The organism is Ensifer meliloti, assembly GCF_030064585.1.
Lineage (GTDB): Bacteria > Pseudomonadota > Alphaproteobacteria > Rhizobiales > Rhizobiaceae > Sinorhizobium > Sinorhizobium meliloti.
This window is the reverse complement of record NZ_CP120365.1, coordinates 2,981,895-2,999,815: the sequence shown is the minus strand read 5'-3', so window position 1 is coordinate 2,999,815 and position 17,921 is coordinate 2,981,895. Positions and strand designations below refer to the sequence as shown.

Annotated in this window: 19 protein-coding genes; all 19 read right to left on the bottom strand. The window is 62.9% G+C overall.

Translation table 11 applies throughout. The annotated features are described in order from the left end of the window. Positions 1-218: 218 nt before the first annotated feature. Positions 219-770, bottom strand: a complete 552-nt coding sequence (locus PZL22_RS21310) for a transglycosylase SLT domain-containing protein (RefSeq protein WP_033048676.1) — start codon at positions 768-770, stop codon at positions 219-221. After that, positions 721-2,145, bottom strand: a complete 1,425-nt coding sequence (fliK, locus tag PZL22_RS21305; protein ID WP_284718556.1) for a flagellar hook-length control protein FliK — start codon at positions 2,143-2,145, stop codon at positions 721-723. Before fliK ends, PZL22_RS21310 begins: the two co-directional genes overlap by 50 nt. Continuing rightward, on the bottom strand, positions 2,142-3,446 hold the full coding sequence (gene motC / locus PZL22_RS21300; RefSeq protein ID WP_003529877.1) for a chemotaxis protein MotC: 1,305 nt from the start codon (positions 3,444-3,446) through the stop codon (positions 2,142-2,144). The genes fliK and motC overlap by 4 nt, the downstream gene beginning before the upstream one ends. A gap of 3 nt (positions 3,447-3,449) precedes the next feature. Further along, positions 3,450-4,634, bottom strand: coding sequence for a flagellar motor protein MotB (locus tag PZL22_RS21295; protein ID WP_003529879.1), 1,185 nt, complete (start codon positions 4,632-4,634; stop codon positions 3,450-3,452). Further along, on the bottom strand, positions 4,631-5,278 hold the full coding sequence (locus PZL22_RS21290; protein ID WP_003529881.1) for a hypothetical protein: 648 nt from the start codon (positions 5,276-5,278) through the stop codon (positions 4,631-4,633). The genes PZL22_RS21295 and PZL22_RS21290 overlap by 4 nt, the downstream gene beginning before the upstream one ends. Positions 5,279-5,902: 624 nt before the next feature. Beyond that, positions 5,903-6,868, bottom strand: coding sequence for a flagellin N-terminal helical domain-containing protein (locus PZL22_RS21285; RefSeq protein WP_003529882.1), 966 nt, complete (start codon positions 6,866-6,868; stop codon positions 5,903-5,905). A gap of 314 nt (positions 6,869-7,182) precedes the next feature. Continuing rightward, positions 7,183-8,370 carry a flagellin N-terminal helical domain-containing protein gene (locus tag PZL22_RS21280; RefSeq protein WP_003529883.1) on the bottom strand — a complete coding sequence of 396 codons (1,188 nt, stop codon included), beginning with the start codon at positions 8,368-8,370 and terminating at the stop codon, positions 7,183-7,185. Positions 8,371-8,635: 265 nt separating this feature from the next. Next, positions 8,636-9,823 (bottom strand): flagellin N-terminal helical domain-containing protein, encoded by a 1,188-nt coding sequence (locus PZL22_RS21275; protein ID WP_003529884.1) that lies wholly within the window; start codon positions 9,821-9,823, stop codon positions 8,636-8,638. A gap of 343 nt (positions 9,824-10,166) precedes the next feature. After that, complete coding sequence (locus PZL22_RS21270) at positions 10,167-11,354, bottom strand: flagellin N-terminal helical domain-containing protein (RefSeq protein ID WP_003529885.1); 1,188 nt, start codon at positions 11,352-11,354, stop codon at positions 10,167-10,169. Positions 11,355-11,624: 270 nt separating this feature from the next. After that, complete coding sequence (fliP, locus tag PZL22_RS21265) at positions 11,625-12,362, bottom strand: flagellar type III secretion system pore protein FliP (RefSeq protein ID WP_003529886.1); 738 nt, start codon at positions 12,360-12,362, stop codon at positions 11,625-11,627. 7 nt (positions 12,363-12,369) lie between these two features. Beyond that, the gene (locus PZL22_RS21260) at positions 12,370-12,861 is read right to left on the bottom strand and encodes a flagellar basal body-associated FliL family protein (RefSeq protein ID WP_003529887.1); all 492 of its coding nucleotides are present in this window, start codon (positions 12,859-12,861) and stop codon (positions 12,370-12,372) included. A gap of 15 nt (positions 12,862-12,876) precedes the next feature. Next, a complete protein-coding gene (gene flgH, locus PZL22_RS21255) occupies positions 12,877-13,587 on the bottom strand; it encodes a flagellar basal body L-ring protein FlgH (protein ID WP_003529888.1) in 711 nt (236 codons plus the stop codon). Further along, positions 13,584-14,123, bottom strand: coding sequence for a MotE family protein (locus PZL22_RS21250; protein WP_003529890.1), 540 nt, complete (start codon positions 14,121-14,123; stop codon positions 13,584-13,586). The genes flgH and PZL22_RS21250 overlap by 4 nt, the downstream gene beginning before the upstream one ends. Next, positions 14,120-15,235, bottom strand: a complete 1,116-nt coding sequence (locus PZL22_RS21245) for a flagellar basal body P-ring protein FlgI (RefSeq protein ID WP_003529892.1) — start codon at positions 15,233-15,235, stop codon at positions 14,120-14,122. Before PZL22_RS21245 ends, PZL22_RS21250 begins: the two co-directional genes overlap by 4 nt. Beyond that, positions 15,232-15,741, bottom strand: coding sequence for a flagellar basal body P-ring formation chaperone FlgA (gene flgA / locus PZL22_RS21240; protein WP_003529894.1), 510 nt, complete (start codon positions 15,739-15,741; stop codon positions 15,232-15,234). Before flgA ends, PZL22_RS21245 begins: the two co-directional genes overlap by 4 nt. An 18-nt stretch (positions 15,742-15,759) precedes the next feature. Next, entirely contained in the window at positions 15,760-16,548 is a 789-nt protein-coding gene (gene flgG / locus PZL22_RS21235) for a flagellar basal-body rod protein FlgG (protein ID WP_003529896.1), read from the bottom strand. A gap of 11 nt (positions 16,549-16,559) precedes the next feature. Continuing rightward, complete coding sequence (fliE, locus tag PZL22_RS21230; RefSeq protein ID WP_003529899.1) at positions 16,560-16,895, bottom strand: flagellar hook-basal body complex protein FliE; 336 nt, start codon at positions 16,893-16,895, stop codon at positions 16,560-16,562. Then, the gene (flgC, locus tag PZL22_RS21225; RefSeq protein ID WP_003529902.1) at positions 16,895-17,314 is read right to left on the bottom strand and encodes a flagellar basal body rod protein FlgC; all 420 of its coding nucleotides are present in this window, start codon (positions 17,312-17,314) and stop codon (positions 16,895-16,897) included. Before flgC ends, fliE begins: the two co-directional genes overlap by 1 nt. Before the next feature lie 6 nt (positions 17,315-17,320). Beyond that, positions 17,321-17,701: a flagellar basal body rod protein FlgB gene (gene flgB, locus PZL22_RS21220; RefSeq protein ID WP_003529904.1), complete on the bottom strand. Its 381-nt coding sequence runs from the start codon at positions 17,699-17,701 to the stop codon at positions 17,321-17,323. Between the last annotated feature and the right edge of the window lie 220 nt (positions 17,702-17,921).

The following is a 17,921-nucleotide window of genomic DNA, read 5'->3' as shown; positions in this document are numbered from 1 at the left end:
CGGGAATCGGGAACAACTAGAGGAAGTTAATGGGGGATTTTAATAGTTGATTAAGAATTACGTGCCGATTTGGCCTATATCTAGTAGGTGATCGTTAACCTTACCACTAACATGATGTTGAAAAGTTAACGCGAGATGCTGAAATCGCTTGCGATCACAATCTGTCCGCATTGTTGCCACAATGAGGCAGCCGCTGCGGTAATGCAACCGCAAGTTGGTCATCGGCAAAACTGCTGCGCGTTCGGCGTCCACTTGCCATAGCCGGTCGCGACCAGGTTTGCGATGACGCGGCAGACGTATTTCTTCTGCGCCGGGTCGTTGTTGGGGCCGGCGTGATAGCGAGCGACCGCCATCGTCCAACTCTCGTGCCGGGCGCGCAGATTGGACAGGAAGCGGGCCGCATATTCGACATTCCTGCGCGGGTCGAGCATCTCCTCGGGAGAGCTGAAATGTTCGCCGTGAAAGTGGTAGTTGATCTGCATGCAGCCGAGATCGATGAGCTTGGCGCCCTCGGCACGCGCCGCGCCGAAACGCGTGAGGACATCCTGCACGCTTTGCCCGAAATAGGCCTTGCCTTCGATGTTCATCGCATAGGGCTGCAGGGACCCCTTTCGGCCCGTCTCGGTCAATCCGACGGAATAGAGAATCCCGGTCGGGACGCCGTATTTGGAGGCGGCGGAAGCGATCTCGCGTTCGCAGACGCCTGCGCTCGCAAGGGCGCTACATGTAGACATGGCCAGCGCGAGAACGCTCAGCACCGTCAGACACATCGTCCGTAGCATCATTGCCCGCCCACCTTTCCGTCGCCGCCCGGCCGCCATCCCGCGGCTGACGCCCCTGGCCGTCATCGCCTGCCCGCTCGCGGCCCTCGTAACCGAGCTGTGCCTGAGCCTGGGCCTGAGACTGTCCGCCGCCGCCATTTGCGGAATCTCCGCCGCCGTTGAAGACGATGTTCACCTGGTCGACCGCAAATCCTTGCGCCCGCAGGGCCTTCACCATTTCGCTCTGATCGTCGCGCAACTGGCGGAAGGCCTCACCGGTTTCGACCTTCAGTTCGACCTGAAGCTCATCGTCCTTCAGCCTCAGCGTCGCCGTCACCATGCCGAGGTCGACCGGGTGCATCTGGATCTTCAGAGTATTGAGCGTCTTGCCGGTCTGGCTCCAGGCTTCCGGCTTCGTCGTCGCGGCGCTCGACTGCAATGCCTCGGCCCATCCGCTATCGCCGGCGATCGCGGTCGCCACCGACGTGGTGTTCTCGTTGACCGCAAGGCCGAGATAGCGGCGCGCCTCCAGGACGGTTACGGTCTCCACTCCGGGTTTGACCGACGATCGGCTGTTCTCCACGACGGCCCGCTCGCCATCCCGGGAAATGCTCATGGAAACGGCCTGCCCCTTACCGTCGGCACGGGCGAAGCGGAAAAGCCGATCCGGCTCGCTGCCGCCGGTCCCCTCCCCGGTCTGCGGATGCGCGCCGTCCGCCACGTCCGGAGATATGCCGCCTACAGCCTTTGCCGGACCGTCGGAGCCGTCTCGAACCGCCGAGGCGGGCTTTGCCCTGCCTTCCGGCTGCAAAACCGCAGCCACCGCCGGTGCGGCGCCTGTAAGCATCGACAGGAGATCGGAGACGGTCCCGCCGACAGGCTCGGCATTCTCGTCACCTTCCGTCGCCGTCATACCCGACGCTTCGTCTATGGCGTCGCGCAAGGCATGCACTGCTTCGCGCGAGTGGGCTGCCGCCGGTTCCACCGGCTCGGCCGTTTCCTCGCCTGCATCATCGCGGCCGAGCGACAGAGGCGTCGTGCCGGCAGGGTGGCCGTGCTGCAATCGTTTCGCCGCCTGGTCCCGCGTAATGATCGCGCGCTCGGAGGCGGGTCGAGCGTCGGGCGATGCAGCATCCGCCATGGATGCCGGAACGTCCGCGCCAAAGCCGTCGACCTTCGGCACCGCCGAGGCGTTGGCGACGGGCTCACTTCGCGCTTCGCCCGCAGATGTCTGGCCGCCTTGCCCCTGCGTCCTGCGGCGGCCTGCATCGGCGATCGCCTCGCCAAACGCTCCGGGCTCGGCCTCCGGCTGACCCCGAACGCTCAGCGCCTGTGCCGGCCTGCTGGCGGCGGGCGCGCGCAAACTCTCGTCAAGAGGCCTCATTGTCCTTCCCCCTTCAGCAGCGCATCGATCTCGTCGATCTTCGAACGACCGCTGGCAAGAAAGCCGTCGAAAGCCGGATCGCCTGGAGCGGCGGCATCGGCTTCGGCCGTCATCTCGGATGTCCTGCGGGGCGACTCCTCGACCGGCTGGCCGAATGGGCTCATGCCGCTTCCGCTTTCCTCCGCAGCCAACTCGCTTTGCTCCCCGGCCGGTCTTTCCGCTATAGGCGCGGGTGCTTGCGCCGGGCTTTCTCCCAATGGTGGCCGGACCACCGCATCGGCAACGGCCTTGGCCGCCTCGCGCAGAGCGCGGTCGCGCGGCGACAGCTTTTCGTCGGGGATCGCTTCGAGGGCTTCGGCGGCCGAAAAGACATCCGCGGACGGCACGGCCGCCAGCCCCTCGTAGAAGCTCGCAAGCACCTGCGATCGGGAACTGTCATCCCCTGCCAGTTCCTCGGCGCGCCTGGACGCCAGCCGCGCCAGGGCCTGGTTGCCGGCAATCGCGGCGCGGCGCGCCACCCTGAGATAGACCTCGCGCTGGCGCGCGCTGTCCATGAAGGAGAGTATCTCCGAGACGCGCCCATCGGCCGCCTCGTCGAAATGGGCGACCGCCAGCTCGACGAAGACATCGGCAAACTGGCTCGCATAGGGTGACGTCAGGTAGCGCCGCGCGTAGTTCAGCGCATAGCGAAAGCCCTTCTCCGGAAGGCCGGCCCGCGCCGCCAGCGAAACCGACCGGCGAAGGGCAGCCTCCTCGATTATGGTGCCCGGTGCCGTCAGGCGCGCCCAATCGTAATGTTTCATCGCCTCGATCGGATCCTGCTGCGACATGGCGTTGCCGAGGATCAGGAACAGATACGGGCCGATGCGTGAGTTCTTGTATTCCGGAGCAGCCTTGGTGAGATTCTCGACGATCAGAGGGCCCTTGCCGTTCAGATATTGCCTGAGCGCATCGGTTACCCGGGAATCGAAATTGCCCTCGATGTCGCGATCGGCCAGAAGGTCGAGCGTCGCCGGATTGCCGCCGCTCATGACATAGACGAGAGCCGCGTCGACATTGCGCGGATCGCGAAACGCCGAAGGATCGGCGGCTCTCAGCCGCTCGTCGATCGCGCCGAGCATGAAGCGCTGCATCTCGATCGCCGAATGGTCGCCGAGCACCACCGAATCCTGCACATATTGCAGCGACCTTATCATCTTGTAGGACGTGAGCTCTTCCGTCCCGTTCGCGCGGGCGATGCCGAGCGCGAGGGGAGCGGCAAGGGCCGATGCCGCAAGAATCGTGCAGAGCCGCTTCAGCATTTCTCAGCCCTGGCCCGACTGCAGCAGGATTTCGATGCGCCGGTTCGCGGGCGCATAGGCATCGTTCGGCACCTGGAGCCGGCGGTCGGCAAAACCGCTGATCTGCTTCACGCGCTCTTCCTCCAGGCCGCCGCGCACGAGCATGTAATAGGCGCTCTGGGCGCGTGCCGCCGAAAGGCGCCAATTGTCGTAGGTGCCATCCTTGAACGGCCGTCCATCGGTATGACCGCGAACCGCCACTGCGCCCGGGCGCTCGGCAAGCAGCCTGCCGATCTTCTCCATCGCGAGCACCAGCTCCTTTTGCGGCACGGCGGATCCGACCGCGAACATCGGCGCATCCGTCTGCTCGCTGATCGTCACCAGCAGTCCGCCCTCGGCCGGGGTTACCGCCAGGCCTTCAAGGAGCCGCCCGGCCTCGCCGCCGAGCTCCTTTTCGATTTCGGCCTTAAGGGCTTCGGCTTCTTTCTGCGGATTTTCAGCCGGAGCTTGGTTCTCGGGTGCATCCGCGGCCTTTGCGCCCTCTGCCTTATCCGGCACGTTAGGCGCGGAAGCCGCTTCGCGGGCGCTGTTTGCCGCTGACGCCACATCGCTTTCGGCCGTGTTGCCTGCGTCCTTCACCTCCACCTGCTTGGTCCAGAAGTCCGGGTCGAAGGGATCGCGATACGCTTCGCCGCCGGCGGCGCCGGTTGAAGGCCCGGACTGGGCCGCGCCGCCGTCGCCCTTGACGCTGATATTCGCCTCGTGACCCACTTCGCGGGCGATTTCGGACAGGACCGAGTAGGGATTTTCGAAGAAGTCGGCGTCGGAATATTTGGTCTCTTCGCCCGAGGTCGCCGTCAGCTGATCGCCGGTCTTGGCCGAACCGCCCGACTTCGTCTGTTCGCCGTCGACCTTGGAGCGCTGCTGCGTCTGTTCGCCCTGCGCATCCTTGGCAGGATCCTTGAGGCCCTTCTCGGCCGGCTTCTGATCGGTCAACTGCACCGGATTGAAATAGGCGGCGATCGCCGCCTTGGTCTCCTCGTTCGCGGCGTTGATCAGCCACATGACGAGGAAGAAGGCCATCATCGCCGTCATGAAGTCGGCATAGGCGATCTTCCACCCGCCGCCGTGATGGCCGTCGTGGTTGTCTGCCGAACGCCGGACGATGATGATTTCGTTCTTGCCGTTGTGATTGCTCTCGTCGTTCATGCCAGAACCTTGCGAACAGTATCGGACCACGCGGCCATTCGCGTCACCAGTATCGCCTCGCCCATTTCGACGGTCAGGTCGACGTCACCGCTTTCGACGTGACGGAACGCGGCCGTTTCGGGCAAGAGGGCTTTCAATGCTTCGAAAAGCGCAAGCGGCCCCCGCACCGTAATCGCGATCCCTTCGCCGGCAGCGAGGCCGTGCCGGACCATGCCGGCCAGGTTCTCGACCGCGCGCTTGGCGAGCGCCTCGTCCATGACCGGAGCAAGGACGCGCGCCGCCTGGTCGCCGAGCGCGAGCGCCAGCCGATCCGCCATTTCGCCGAAACCGGCGGCGACCCTGGCGGCTGCCTGTTCCTCGAGGCGCTGCTTCAGGGCGTCGGTCTCTTCTGCATGGCGCGCCTTGAGATCGGCGATCTCTTTCTGATGCTCGAGAGCGAGTTCGGCGCTGGCCTCGGCACGTCCCTGCGCAAAGGCTTCGCGGCGCTCGGCGTCGATATCGATCTCGGGCGTGGCCGGCCTCGCACCGGCACGGTTCTCCGAAAGGCCGGTGTCGAGGTCCGGAAAATATCTCGGCGGCATCCGCGCGAGCTCGATCCTGGGCGGGCTGAAGTCCTTGAGATAGCGGGACAGCGACGCGCTCATCGGCACGCCTCCTGCCCGCACGTCACCAGCGTCGATGCTCCACGCCTTACCGGCAGAGGTTGCCCCAGCACCCGAAAATCCATAGAGCCTGACACGTCTTAAATGTCTCCTTCGGCCCCTCGCCCGAGACAGCGACAGGACCGGCATTCTCGATGTGCAACGGTTCGCCAAAAGCGGAGCCCACCGATGCAAGCGGCAGCCAAAACCCTCTTGGCCGGCAGTCGGACTACAGCACCGCGCGTCCCATCAGACGCGCAAAGGTCGCTGCTTGAATGACTGCGGAAGGGAGGCTATCCGGTCAAACTTGTGCGAAAATGAAGGTGTTGGACCGCGCCAGGGCAACAGCGCGGTCCAACCGGCTTCCGCCATGCCGATGACCGGCGGCGCGGCGGAAGGAAGGTTTGAAATCAGGTTTGGGGTGGGGCGTATTCAAGACCCCTCCCCGACCCCTCCCCACAGGGGGGAGGGGCAGGAGTGTGCCGCGCCGCGTCCGGTTCATTCACCCTCTCTTCCAGCAGTAGCGCGGCGAGAAGAGACGAGGGAGCGGCAGGTTAAGTCCCTCCCCCTTGTGGGGAGGGGTTGGGGAGGGGTGTTGTCCTCTCCCTCACGCGCCCAAACCTTCCCTTATTCCTGGAACAGGCGGAGGATGTTCTCGGAGGTGGTGTTGGCGATCGACAGTGACTGGATGCCGAGCTGCTGCTGCGTCTGCAGCGCCTTCAGCCGTGTCGATTCCTCGTTCATGTCGGCATCGACGAGACGCCCGACGCCCTTGTCGATCACATCCATCAGATTGGCGACGAAGCTTTCCTGCATCTCGATGCGGCTGGTGATCGCGCCGAGCGTAGCGGCAGAATCGGTCAGCTGACTGATGAGCTCGTCGACGACGCTGATCATGTCGCCCAGCTGCGCACCGGTCGTTGCGTTGTCGATCTCGATCTCGGTCGCGCCTGCCGGGGCGGCGCCTGCATCGATGAGATAGTAATTGCGGGCCGTGCCGGTCGGCGTGGACTGAAGCGCATCCGCATTCACCGCCTTGGTGAGCATGCCGCGGCTTGGATCGGTAACATCGATCAGAACGGACTTGGCGGTGTCGTAATTGAGCGTCGACACCGTAACGCTGCCGTCGGCGCTGCGGTTGAAGGAGGCGACGATCGATTTGGTGCCCAGTGCTGCAGCAGCACCGTTATAGAGCCAGTTCTCGCCGGAGAAGGAGGCGGACTGCGCGGCCGAGTTCAACTGGCTCTTGAGCTCGGCCACTTCCTTATTGATCTTATCCTTGTCGACGCCCGGCTCGCTTGCCGCGACGAGCTTGGCCTTGATCTCGGTCATCACGTCGATGACCGTATCCATCGCCGAATAGAACGTATCGACCTTGGCGGCGCCGAGGCCCAAGGCGTCGTGGACCGTCGACAACGCGGCATTGTCCGACCGCATCGTGGTTGCGATGGACCAATAGGCGGCATTGTCGGCCGCGGTTTCCACACGAAAGCCGGAGGAGATGCGGCCCTGAGTCGTCTCGAGATTATGGTTGATCGCGCGCAATGTCTGCAACGCTGCCATGGCGGCGGGGTTGGTCATGATGCTGGTCATTGGTGGTCACCCTGGGGCGCTATGCTGCCCTGGTTGGGGAAATCGGACCATTCCGGAAAGCCGGCTACGACGGTGAGGCGTCATGCGCGCTGACACCTTTTTGCCCTGGGTGACAGACCGCCGTTCTTAACGAACCATTAACGGAAATGGTTAAGAAGAAGTTAACGGCGTCAATGAGTCGGTAATCAAGGTGAAGAATTCGTTAAAGCGGCCAGCCTGGCGCAAGCTCTATACGAAAACCCGCAGCCCCTTCCAGGACCGCGGGTTGTTCTCCTTCAGAGCGGGACGAAGCCGCCCCCTAGCCGGGGCGCCGCTTACTGACGGAAGAGCTGGAGGATGTTTTCCGAATTGGTGTTGGCGATCGACAGCGACTGGATGGCAAGCTGCTGCTGTGTCTGCAGTGCCTTGAGCCTGGTCGATTCTTCGTTCATGTCGGCGTCGACAAGGCGGCCGATGCCCGAGTCGATCGAGTCGGTGAGCTTCGATACGAACTCTTCCTGCATGCCGATGCGCATGGAAATCGAGCCCAGCGCCGATGTGGCGCTGATCAGATCCTCGAGCGCTTCGTCGACGCCCCTGATCAGCGCGTCGAGGTTTGCTGCCTGCGCGGCGTTGGTGATGTCGATATTCTCGATCGAGGCAGGTGCAGGTACGCTGGCAGCCGGGCCGGCGGTCGTGTCTACGGCCCAGGAATCGGCGGTGATGGGAGCTGCAGCGGTCGTCACAGCAGCGACTTCCTGACCCGGTGCACCGGATGATGCAACCGCTTCGACCCAAACGCCCTCAACCTTTACATAGTTCACACCTCCGGCAAGGGCGTAGTTGCCCTGGAATACCGCGCCGCCGGCGATGAGGTCGTCAACGGTGTAGGCCGCCACCGTATGCTCGGATACGACGCCGCCGGTGTTGATCGAAAGCGTGACGCTGGACTCGGAGACATCATAAACCTTGTCCAGAATCCCGTTGTTGCCAACGGTATCGAAGAGGACGGAGTTGCCGTCGAGAACATAGTCGATCGTCTTTACGGACACGACGCCCGAGGAATCGCGGACGAAAGAACCGACAACGCTCTTCGTGACGGGCGCAGTTAGATCCGCCTGGAGCCAGTTCTCGCCACTGAAGGAAGCGGCCGTTGCGATGCTCGTCAGCTGTTGCTTGAGCTGTTCGATCTCTTCCTGAATCTTGGCCTTATCGACACCGTCTTCGGTGGCAGCGACGAGCTTGGCGCGAATTTCCTTCACCACCTCGACGGCATTCTCCATCCCGGCGTAGGCCGTGTCGACCTTGGCCGCACCGAGACCCAGGGCATCCTGAACGGCGGAAAGCGCCATGTTGTCCGATCGCATCGTGGTGGCGATCGACCAATAGGCGGCGTTATCCGAGGCCGTGCCGACGCGGAGGCCCGAGGAAACGCGAGCCTGCGTTTCCTCCATGTTGGAGTCGATGCCGCGGAGCGTCTGGAGTGCAGCCATCGCTGCAACATTGGTGAGAATGCTGGTCATTACGGGCCCCTTTGAATGGCTAGTTGGAAAGGGACATCCCGGCCACCCCGGGGAAACGAACGCGAGGCATCATGCCGTTAACCGCTTCTTCGTCTTGGTTAACCGTTCGTTGCGTTGAGCCCACTTAGCGCGGTTATGGTTAACAAAGGTTAAACGGCTATTCGCCGATGGAACGAGGAAGGGGCCACGCTTGATGAGCGCGGCCCCTTTGAAGGTTCGAACAGGGTGGCAGTCGCTCAATTCGCGACCACCTTTCCGAGTCTGATTAGCGGAAGAGCGTGAGGACGTTTTCCGAAGCCGAGTTGGCGATCGACAGCGACTGGATGGCGAGCTGCTGCTGGGTCTGCAGGGCCTTCAGGCGGGTCGATTCTTCGTTCATGTCCGCGTCGACGAGACGGCCGACGCCCGAATCGATCGAGTCCGAAAGCTTGTTGACGAAATCGCTCTGCAGGTCGATACGCATGGCGATCGAGCCCAGGTCGGCGGCCGCGCTCGTCATGTCCGTCAACGCGGCGTCGACACCGCTGATCAGGGCATCGAGCGCAGCTGCACCCATTCCGACGATGTTGATTCCGGCAACGGACTGCCCGGCCGAAACGTTGGCGGCAGGGGCGTTGCCGACATCGACGACCCAGCTGTCTGCGGTGATGGTACCAGCTGCCGTCGTGGTGGCGGCAAGCTCCTGACCGGTGGCACCGGTTGCGGCCGTTTCAGCCCGAACCCAGACGTTGTCGACCTTGACGTAGCTGTTACCGCCCTGAAGAGCGTAGTTGCCCTGGAATTCCGCGCCGGCCTGGGTAAGGGATTCCAGCGAATAGGCAGCAACCGTGTGCTGGGATGCGACACCGTTCGTGTTGATCGTCAGCGTGACGCTTGCCTGCGAGACGTTGTAGACCTTGTCCAGGATGCCGGTGTTACCCACCGTATCAAACAGAACCGAGTTGGTGTTGAGGCTGTAGTCGACCTTCTTCACGGACACGGCGCCGCTTGCGTCACGGACGAACGAGCCGACGACGCTCTTGGTGACGGCGCCTCCGCTGAGGTCCGCCTGCAGCCAGTTTTCGCCCGAGAACGAAGCGGCCTCGGAAATGCTCGTCAGCTGATCCTTGAGCTGATCGATTTCTTCCTGGATCTTGGCCTTGTCGACGCCGTCTTCGGTAGCGGCAACGAGTTTTTTCTTGATTTCCTTCACGACTTCGATGGCCGATTCCATACCGGAATAGGCGGTATCAACCTTGGCAGCGCCGAGGCCGAGGGCGTCCTGTACGGCCGAAAGGGCCATGTTATCGGAGCGCATGGTGGTCGCGATCGACCAGTAGGCGGCGTTGTCAGCGGCCTGGCCGACGCGCAGACCGGAGGAGACATGCGCCTGCGTCTCTTCCATGTTGGAGCCGATGGTGCGCAGGGTCTGGAGAGCGGCCATTGCCGCAATGTTAGTGAGAATGCTCGTCATGGTTTAGTGCCCCTTGATGGCTGATGAGAAGGGACATTCCGGTTCCACCGGCGAAAGACGGTCAACGTCATGCTTGCTAACCAGCTGTTATTGCTGAAGTTAGCCCGTCCTTTCGATGGGTCTAGATAATCTCAGGTTGGTTAATGAAGCACTAAGCGCGAGAGAGATTTTGCGTAAATTTTTCAACCCATGCGCGTGCGCGCGTGCCATAGCATGTTTAAGAAATGGTGAAGCACGACTTCGCGACGAGACAATGCAAAAAACCGCGCTCGATCTCCGGGCGCGGTTCGAAGGAAGCGGACGCAGGCAAAAGCTTGCCTGCATCCGGCTATTGCATATCTTCTTAGCGGAAGAGCGACAGGACGTTCTGCGAGTCCGAGTTGGCGATCGACAGGGCCTGGATGGCGAGCTGCTGCTGGGTCTGCAGGGCCTTGAGGCGGGTCGACTCCTCGTTCATGTCCGCGTCGACGAGACGGCCGACGCCCGACTCGATCGAGTCCGAGAGCTTGTTGACGAATTCGCTCTGCAGGTCGATGCGCGAGGAGATGGAGCCGAGCGAGGCGGCAGCGCTGGTCATGTCTGTCAAAGCGGCGTCGACACCGCTGATCAGGGCATCGAGCGCAGCTGCACCCATTCCGACGATGTTGATGTTCGCGACCGACTGGCCGGCCGAAACGTTGGCGGCAGGAGCGTTGCCGACATCGACGACCCAGCTGTCTGCAGTGATGGTACCAGCTGCCGTCGTGGTGGCGGCGATTTCTTGACCGGTGGCGCCGGTTGCAGCGGTCTCAGCCCGAACCCAGACGTTTTCGACCTTGACGTAGCTGTTACCGCCCTGAAGAGCATAGTTGCCCTGGAACTCCGCACCGGCTTCGGTGAGGGACTCCAGCGAATAGGCAGCAACCGTATGCTGCGATTCGACGCCGTTGGTGTTGACCGTCAGCGTGACGCTTGCCTGCGAGACGTTGTAGACCTTGTCCAGAATGCCGGTATCGCCGACCGTGTCGAAGAGAACCGAGTTGGCATTGAGGCTGTAATCGACCTTCTTGACGGCTACGGAACCGCTTGCGTCACGGACGAACGAGCCGACGACGCTCTTGGTGACGGCGCCGCCGCTGAGGTCCGCCTGCAGCCAGTTCTCACCGGAGAAGGAAGCCGCGTCGGCGATGCTCGTCAGCTGGTCCTTGAGCTGAGTGATTTCTTCTTGGATCTTGGCCTTGTCGACGCCGTCTTCGGTGGCAGCTACGAGCTTGGCCTTGATTTCCTTAACGACTTCGATCGCCGATTCCATACCGGAATAGGCGGTATCAACCTTGGCGGCGCCGAGGCCGAGGGCGTCCTGGACGGCCGAAAGGGCCTGGTTGTCAGAGCGCATGGTGGTCGCAATCGACCAGTAGGCGGCGTTGTCGGAGGCCGAACCGACGCGAAGGCCGGAGGAGATGCGGCTCTGCGTGTCTTCCATGCTGGAAGAGATCGAGCGCAGCGTCGAAAGCGCGGCCATTGCGGAGTTGTTGGTGAGAATGCTCGTCATATTCGTTGTCCCTACGAAATACTGATTGGGGGGACATACCGGACTGAAAAATCGCTACCGGTCACGACGGTCCGGCATCATGCCACTCGGCTCCGCTCAACTCGTGATGGATACCAAACCCGTCGTGTGAAGACGAAATTCGCAGCCATTCATTGCCAAGTGTTTAACCGGAGAAGATGTGTTCGGGGAGCGGCGCGAAGGTGGTTAATCGCCTGTGAAATCCTATGCTTAACGGATTCTTGCCGGGCCGTCGTGCCTGGCGGCGGGGCCTCAGATAAACGAGCGCACGAGGCTGCCGACGAGCAGGTTCCAGCCGTCGATCAGCACGAAGAACAGGATCTTGAAGGGCAGCGAAATCGCCGTCGGGGGAAGCATCATCATGCCCATCGCCATGGTGATGGTCGCGACGATCAGGTCGATCACGAGGAAGGGCAGCATGATCAGGAAGCCGATCTCGAAGCCTCGGCGGATCTCCGAGATCATGAAGGCCGGAACGACGGCGCGCAGGTCCACCTTCTCGTCGACAACGACGGTCTGGCCCTTCTCCCGGGCGATGTCGATGAAGAGCTGCAGGTCCTTGTCGCGGGTATTGGCCAGCATGAATTCGCGGAAAGGCTCCGACATCCGCTGCATCGCATCCGTCTCGGAGATCTCGTTCTTCAGGAGCGGATCGATGCCGTCGCGCCAGGCGCGGTCGAAGGTCGGCGCCATGACGTAGAAGGTCATGAAGAGCGCGAGCGACACCATGATCATGTTGGAGGGCGTCGTCGCGAGCCCCATGCCTGAGCGCAGGATCGCGAAGGCGATGACGAAGCGCGGGAAGCTCGTCACCATGATCAGGATACCCGGGGCCACCGAAAGAACGGTCAGGAGGCCGAAGGTGCGGATGATCCACGAGGCGACGGAGCCGTCGACCGGCGTATTCAGGATATCGGCGGGGAAGCTCTGAGCCCCGGCAATTCCCGACATCGCCATCATGGCGATTATGAAGGTGGCAAACCGGAGCATCAGCGAATCATTGGATGACGAAGGTGCGGAACATCACATTCGTTACGCGGCCCTCGGAGCGCAGGTCAACCCGCTCCTGGATGTCATCCCGGAGATATTGGAAGCCGCGCGGACCTTGAATCTGCTGCAGCGACACGGTCTTCAGATAGGCTGCAATGTCCTGGTGTATCGTCTCCGCCAGTGCAACGTCGGGAGCTCCATCGAACTGGAGCGCGACCTCGAGGCGAACCCAGTTTTCGGCCGGATAGGCCAGGTTCGTCGTAATGGGATCGAGCTGCACGATGCCGTGTGCCACCTCTGACATTTTCGGTATGTCCTCCTCGCCGGTGGCGTTCGCAGGCAGTTCGGCCGCGGCTTCCGCCTTCTCCGCCGGCGGCGGTGCCAGGAGCATGCCGGCGAGCCAGCCGCCGCCGCCGGCAACGAGGGTCAGCACCGCCACGGCGGCGATGGTCATCAGCCGCGAGGGGGCCTTCGTTTCTTTGCTCTCGATTTCTTCCATCGTGCTTCCGGCCGGTCAGAGGGGCGAGACGAGATCGACGAGTTGCTGACCCCACGGCGGCTGCTGGACCTCCGTCAGGCGGCCGCGGCCGCCATAGGAGATGCGCGCCTCGGCGATGCGGTCGTAGGAGATGACGTTGTCGGCATCCACGTCGCGCGGCCGGACGATGCCTGCGACATTGAGGATGCGTAGCTCGTGGTTGACGCGCACTTCCTGCGAGCCGCTGATCAGCAGGTTGCCGTTTTCGAGGACGCCGGTCACGACCGCGGCGACCAGCAGCCTGAGCTTCTCCGAACGCTCGGTCTTGCCGTCGCCTTCCGTCTTGGTGTTTGAGCCGTATTCGAGATCGCCCGACCAGGCGAAGTCGCTCGTCTGGGATTGTCCGCTGGCGCCGAGATTGAAGCCGCTCGAATTCTTGCGGCTGCGGTCCGTCTCGTTTTCAAAGGAGGCCTTGTCGTCGATACGGATGTCGACCGTCAGTATGTCGCCGATATTGATCGCGCGGGCATCCTTGAAGAGGGCCGCCTGCTGGTCGTTCCAAAGCGAGTACCCGTTCGTGACGTGGCGCGGCTGCTTCGGATACATGGCAAGCTGCGGCGTCTGCGTGTATTGCAGGCCGCTGCCGATCGGGCTCATGGCCGGCGCCCGCCCGATCTCGTTGAAGGCCTGATTCTGGCAACCCGCCAGGAGCCCTGCGGCCAGTACGGCCGTGATGCGCGTTCTCATGATGGCTCCTTGGAGGTATTGGGATCGCTCGCGCTCGAAATGATGTTGGTCAGCACCGCTGCCCTTTCGTCGCTCATTTCGCTCAGGATCAGCGACGACTGGCGCGGCGGCAGGCGCATGACGATCGCGGCCGCGATCTCCGGACGCACCATCTCGAGTTTGCCGGCTGCGGCATCCGGCTTCATCGTCTTGTAGATGTCGACAAGGCCGAGCTCCGCCTGTTTGAGGAAATCGTTGCGGCGCTTAAGCCAGTCCTCGTATTCCGCCCGGCGCGTCTCCAGCGTCGCGATCCGCTCGTCGACATTCGCTCTCAGCTTCTCCAGGTCCTGGCGCTGCAAAACGTAGCGCTGGTCGCGCGCGGCGTCGGCGATATTGGTGCAGAACTTTTCGATTTCGCTCGCCGTCGCGCTGTCGGCCGGCGGCGCCGTGACGTCCTGCGCGAAAGCACCGGGCATCGAAAGCATGAGCGCGGCGGCGGCCGAACCGAGGAGAACGCGGCGCGCCTTGCCGAAAAGACGATCGAAGTTTCCGGTCATTGCAGAACAAGCTCCGCCTGTAGGGCTCCCGCCGATTTGATGCTCTGGAGGATCGCGATGATCCCGTCCGGCTTGACGCCGATGCTGTTCAGGCCCGCCACGAGCGAACGCAGGCTCGAGCCGTTGAGGATGGCGACGGTGCCGCCGTCGGCCTGCGCTTCGATCGTGGTGTTCGGCTCGTAGGCCGTCTCGCCGCGCGAGAAGGGCTCCGGCTGGACGATCGTCGGCGTCTCGCTGACCTGCACCGTCAGCGTGCCGTAGCTGACGGCCACTTCGGCGACGCGGACGTCCTGGCCGATGACGATCGTGCCGGTGCGTTCGTTGATGACGACCCGGGCCGGCGCGTCGGTCTCGATCACCAGGTTTTCCACGTCCGCCATCAAGCGCGCGAGATCAGCCATCTTCGGCTTCTGGACCAGGACGGACTGCGAGTCCAAGGCTTCGGCGATGCGGCCGCCAAATTGCGCCGCGGCATATCTGTTGATCGCCGCGGCCATGCCGACGGCGGTCGAAAAGTCCGGATTGCGCAGCTGCAGCACCAGGTTGAAGCCGTCCTTGAATTTCGACGGCAGTTCCCGCTCGATGATGGCGCCGTTCGGGACACGTCCCGCCGTGGTCACGCCCTGGCTCAATTGGGCGGCTTCACCTTGCGCGTTGAAACCGCTGACGACCACCGAGCCCTGCGCCACGGCATAGATCTGGCCGTCGGCGCCCGACAGCGAGGTCATGACCAGCGTACCGCCGCGCAGCGACGTCGCATCGCCCAACGAACCGACGGTCACGTCGAGCCGGCTGCCTGGGCTCGCGAAAGGCGGCAGCGTGGCGGTGACGAGCACCGCCGCGACATTGCGCGTGCGCGAATCCCCGCCCTGCGTGGAAATGCCGAGGTTCTGCAGCATGGCGCGGATCGACTGATCCGTGAACGGAGAGGAGCGCAGGCTGTCACCGGTGCCCTGCAGGCCGACGACCAGGCCGTAACCGATGAGCTGGTTGTCCCTGCCCGACTGCAGGGACGCGACGTCCTTGATCCGCGAGGCCGCATAGGCGGACGTCAAGGTCGCGGCGAAGACCACCGCGAGCGTCAGCAGCCAGTTGCATGCATTGATCTTCATTTCGCCACCACATGGATCGTGCTGTCCGCCATCACCGTCCCGGAGACGATCACGCCGGTATCGACGTTGCGCACGCGGATCAGATCGCCGACCGCGGCGTCCTGCAGCGGCGAGCCGGCGGCCGTTATCGTCAGACCGCCATTGTTGAAGACGAGGCGAACGGTGGAGCCGCGTTCGACCGCATATTGCTCGCGCAGCGCCGAGGCCAGGATGACACGCCCGGGAAGAAGGGTCCGCTTGGTCACCATGCCGTCGACCTCGTCGATCGAGCGCACATAACCGTCGCGCAGGTCCGGGTTGGTCACGTCGACCACCTCCAGCATGCTCGCATCGAGCTTTTCGCCGGGATAGATCGTCTGCTTCGGAATGACGGCCGTCGGCGGCTCCGCGAGAGCTGCTGCCGGCGAAAGCAGGCAACTCGCCATGGCCGCAAACAGAACGGCACGTGCCGGCTGCGCGCGGCCGCCTGCAACTGCTTTTCCTCCGGGGGATCGGCGAAACATCATGTTTGCCTCCTCTTCCTGTTACCTCAGGTTCTTGCTCACCGTGGCGGCCATTTCGTCCGCGGCCTGGATGATCTTCGAATTCATCTCATAGGCACGCTGGGCCGAGATGAGGTCGGTAATCTCCTTGACCGGATCGACGTTCGAGGATTCCAGGTAATTCTGCTTGACCTGCGCAAAGCCCGGATCGGCCGGCGTGCCGACGATCGGATCCCCGGAGGCCGGCGTCTGACGGAACAGGTTCTCGCCCATCGGCTCGAGACCGGCTTCGTTGACGAAGTTCGCGATCGTCAGCTGGCCGATTTCCTGCAGTTCCGTATCGTTGCCGATCCGCACCATCACCTGGCCCGACGAGGTGAAGACGATCTCGGTCGCGTCCTGCGGCACGGTGACGCCCGGAACCACGGTATAGCCGTCGATGGTCACGAGCTGGCCCGTGGCATTGGTGTTGAAAGCCCCCGAGCGGGTGTAGACCGTCTCGCCATCCGGCGTCTCGATCTGAAACCAGCCGCGGCCGACAAGCGCCAGGTCGTAATCGTTGCCGGTATTGACGAGGCTGCCCTGGATATGAAGGTTGCGCACGGCGGAGGTCTGGACGCCCAGGCCGATGATCGCGCCTTCAGGCACGATCGCCTGGTTGGAGCGGTTCGGGACGCCCTGCGCTCGCTCGGTCTGGTAGAGCAGGTCCGAAAATTCTGCGCGCGCCCGCTTGTAGCCGGTCGTGTTGATGTTCGCGATGTTGTTCGCGATGACTTCGAGATTCAATTGCTGGGCGTTCATGCCCGTGGCGGCGATGGAAAGGGCTTTCATGTCTCTTTTCCTCAGATCTGCATGCGCGCGATTTCGAGATAGGCGGTGACCACCTTGTCGCGGATGGCGATTGCGGTCTGGAGAGACTGCTCGGCGCTCATGACGGCATCTACGACTTCGCGGGTGTTCGCCTCTCCGCGGATCGCCTGCAGCGAAGTGCCCTCCGCCGACTTCATCGAGCGGATGGCGTCCGTGGTCATGTTGCCGAGGACTTCGGCGAAGCTCCCCGCCTGAGGCGCGGCCGTGCCGGCGCCCGGCATGACGAGCGAGGCGGAAGAGGCCGGGCCGGCGCCTTCGGTCTCCCTGATGGTGGAAAACGCGCCGACGGACTGAATTGCATCGATCATTATTGCGAAGCCCTCAACAGGTCGATTGTCTGGGAGATGAGATCGCGAGACTGCTTGATGGTCTGCAGATTGGCCTCGTAGGCACGGTTGGCCTCGCGCATGTCCGCCATCTCGATGAGGATGTTGACGTTCGGCAATTTCACCATGCCTTTCTCGTCGGCGGCCGGATTGCCCGGGTCGAACTCGATGTTGAAATCCGAATCGTCGGTGCCGAGGCGTTCGACCTCGACGAGGGACGCACCGCTTGCCCGGTCGACCTCCGCGGCGAAGCTGATCGTCTTGCGGCGGAAAGGATCGGCGCCGGGGGCGTCGCCGGTCGAGCGGGCATTGGCGATGTTTTCCGAGACGATGCGCAAACGCGTCGATTCCGCCTGCAGACCGGAGGCGGAAACTTTCAGTGCCGAGGTCAATGGATCCATGGTCGCTTACTTCCGTACCGTCATGAGAATCATCCGATGAAAGGACTTCACGAGCCCGGCATTGAGCTCGTAGTCGCGCTTGATCGCGCCGGTCTTCATCAATTCCTCTTCGAGCGCGACCGTATTGCCGGACTGCTGCACGGCGACATCGTCGAGAGCGCTGACTTCGGTCACATGCGCGGCTTCCGGGCTTTCGGTGAAATGGGCGCGGTGGGTCGCGGCCATCTGGATGCCGGTGTTCTGGAGCACGCTTTCGAAGGGCTGAACGTCTTTCGCCCTGTAGTGCGGCGTGTTGGCATTGGCGATGTTGCCCGCCACCACGTTCTGGCGAACGGTCAGCCACTGGGCCTGCCGCGACGCGAGTTCGAAAAGCTGAATCGGTTCCATCAAGAGCTCCTGCTGATGATGGCGAACCTAGGCCGGTAATCTTGCGTGGGACTTGTCGGGGATGCGGAAGAAACTATTTCGGGCGTCTCATAAGGCCCCTCCCCAACCCCTCCCCACAAGGGGGAGGGGCTACTTCTGCCGCACCCTCGCGGCCAGAAAATCAGCCTTTGCGTAATCCGCGAACTTGCGAAATGCTAGGCGCTCGCCGCAGGCGCCTAGC

Coding starts and splice junctions, on each gene's coding strand:
- PZL22_RS21310 (WP_033048676.1), bottom strand. CDS start 770: ATGTGTCTGACGGTGCTGAGCGTTCTCGCGCTGGCCATGTCTACATGT.
- fliK (WP_284718556.1), bottom strand. CDS start 2,145: ATGAGGCCTCTTGACGAGAGTTTGCGCGCGCCCGCCGCCAGCAGGCCG.
- motC (WP_003529877.1), bottom strand. CDS start 3,446: ATGCTGAAGCGGCTCTGCACGATTCTTGCGGCATCGGCCCTTGCCGCT.
- PZL22_RS21295 (WP_003529879.1), bottom strand. CDS start 4,634: ATGAACGACGAGAGCAATCACAACGGCAAGAACGAAATCATCATCGTC.
- PZL22_RS21290 (WP_003529881.1), bottom strand. CDS start 5,278: ATGAGCGCGTCGCTGTCCCGCTATCTCAAGGACTTCAGCCCGCCCAGG.
- PZL22_RS21285 (WP_003529882.1), bottom strand. CDS start 6,868: ATGACCAGCATCATGACCAACCCCGCCGCCATGGCAGCGTTGCAGACA.
- PZL22_RS21280 (WP_003529883.1), bottom strand. CDS start 8,370: ATGACCAGCATTCTCACCAATGTTGCAGCGATGGCTGCACTCCAGACG.
- PZL22_RS21275 (WP_003529884.1), bottom strand. CDS start 9,823: ATGACGAGCATTCTCACTAACATTGCGGCAATGGCCGCTCTCCAGACC.
- PZL22_RS21270 (WP_003529885.1), bottom strand. CDS start 11,354: ATGACGAGCATTCTCACCAACAACTCCGCAATGGCCGCGCTTTCGACG.
- fliP (WP_003529886.1), bottom strand. CDS start 12,362: ATGCTCCGGTTTGCCACCTTCATAATCGCCATGATGGCGATGTCGGGA.
- PZL22_RS21260 (WP_003529887.1), bottom strand. CDS start 12,861: ATGGAAGAAATCGAGAGCAAAGAAACGAAGGCCCCCTCGCGGCTGATG.
- flgH (WP_003529888.1), bottom strand. CDS start 13,587: ATGAGAACGCGCATCACGGCCGTACTGGCCGCAGGGCTCCTGGCGGGT.
- PZL22_RS21250 (WP_003529890.1), bottom strand. CDS start 14,123: ATGACCGGAAACTTCGATCGTCTTTTCGGCAAGGCGCGCCGCGTTCTC.
- PZL22_RS21245 (WP_003529892.1), bottom strand. CDS start 15,235: ATGAAGATCAATGCATGCAACTGGCTGCTGACGCTCGCGGTGGTCTTC.
- flgA (WP_003529894.1), bottom strand. CDS start 15,741: ATGATGTTTCGCCGATCCCCCGGAGGAAAAGCAGTTGCAGGCGGCCGC.
- flgG (WP_003529896.1), bottom strand. CDS start 16,548: ATGAAAGCCCTTTCCATCGCCGCCACGGGCATGAACGCCCAGCAATTG.
- fliE (WP_003529899.1), bottom strand. CDS start 16,895: ATGATCGATGCAATTCAGTCCGTCGGCGCGTTTTCCACCATCAGGGAG.
- flgC (WP_003529902.1), bottom strand. CDS start 17,314: ATGGATCCATTGACCTCGGCACTGAAAGTTTCCGCCTCCGGTCTGCAG.
- flgB (WP_003529904.1), bottom strand. CDS start 17,701: ATGGAACCGATTCAGCTTTTCGAACTCGCGTCGCGGCAGGCCCAGTGG.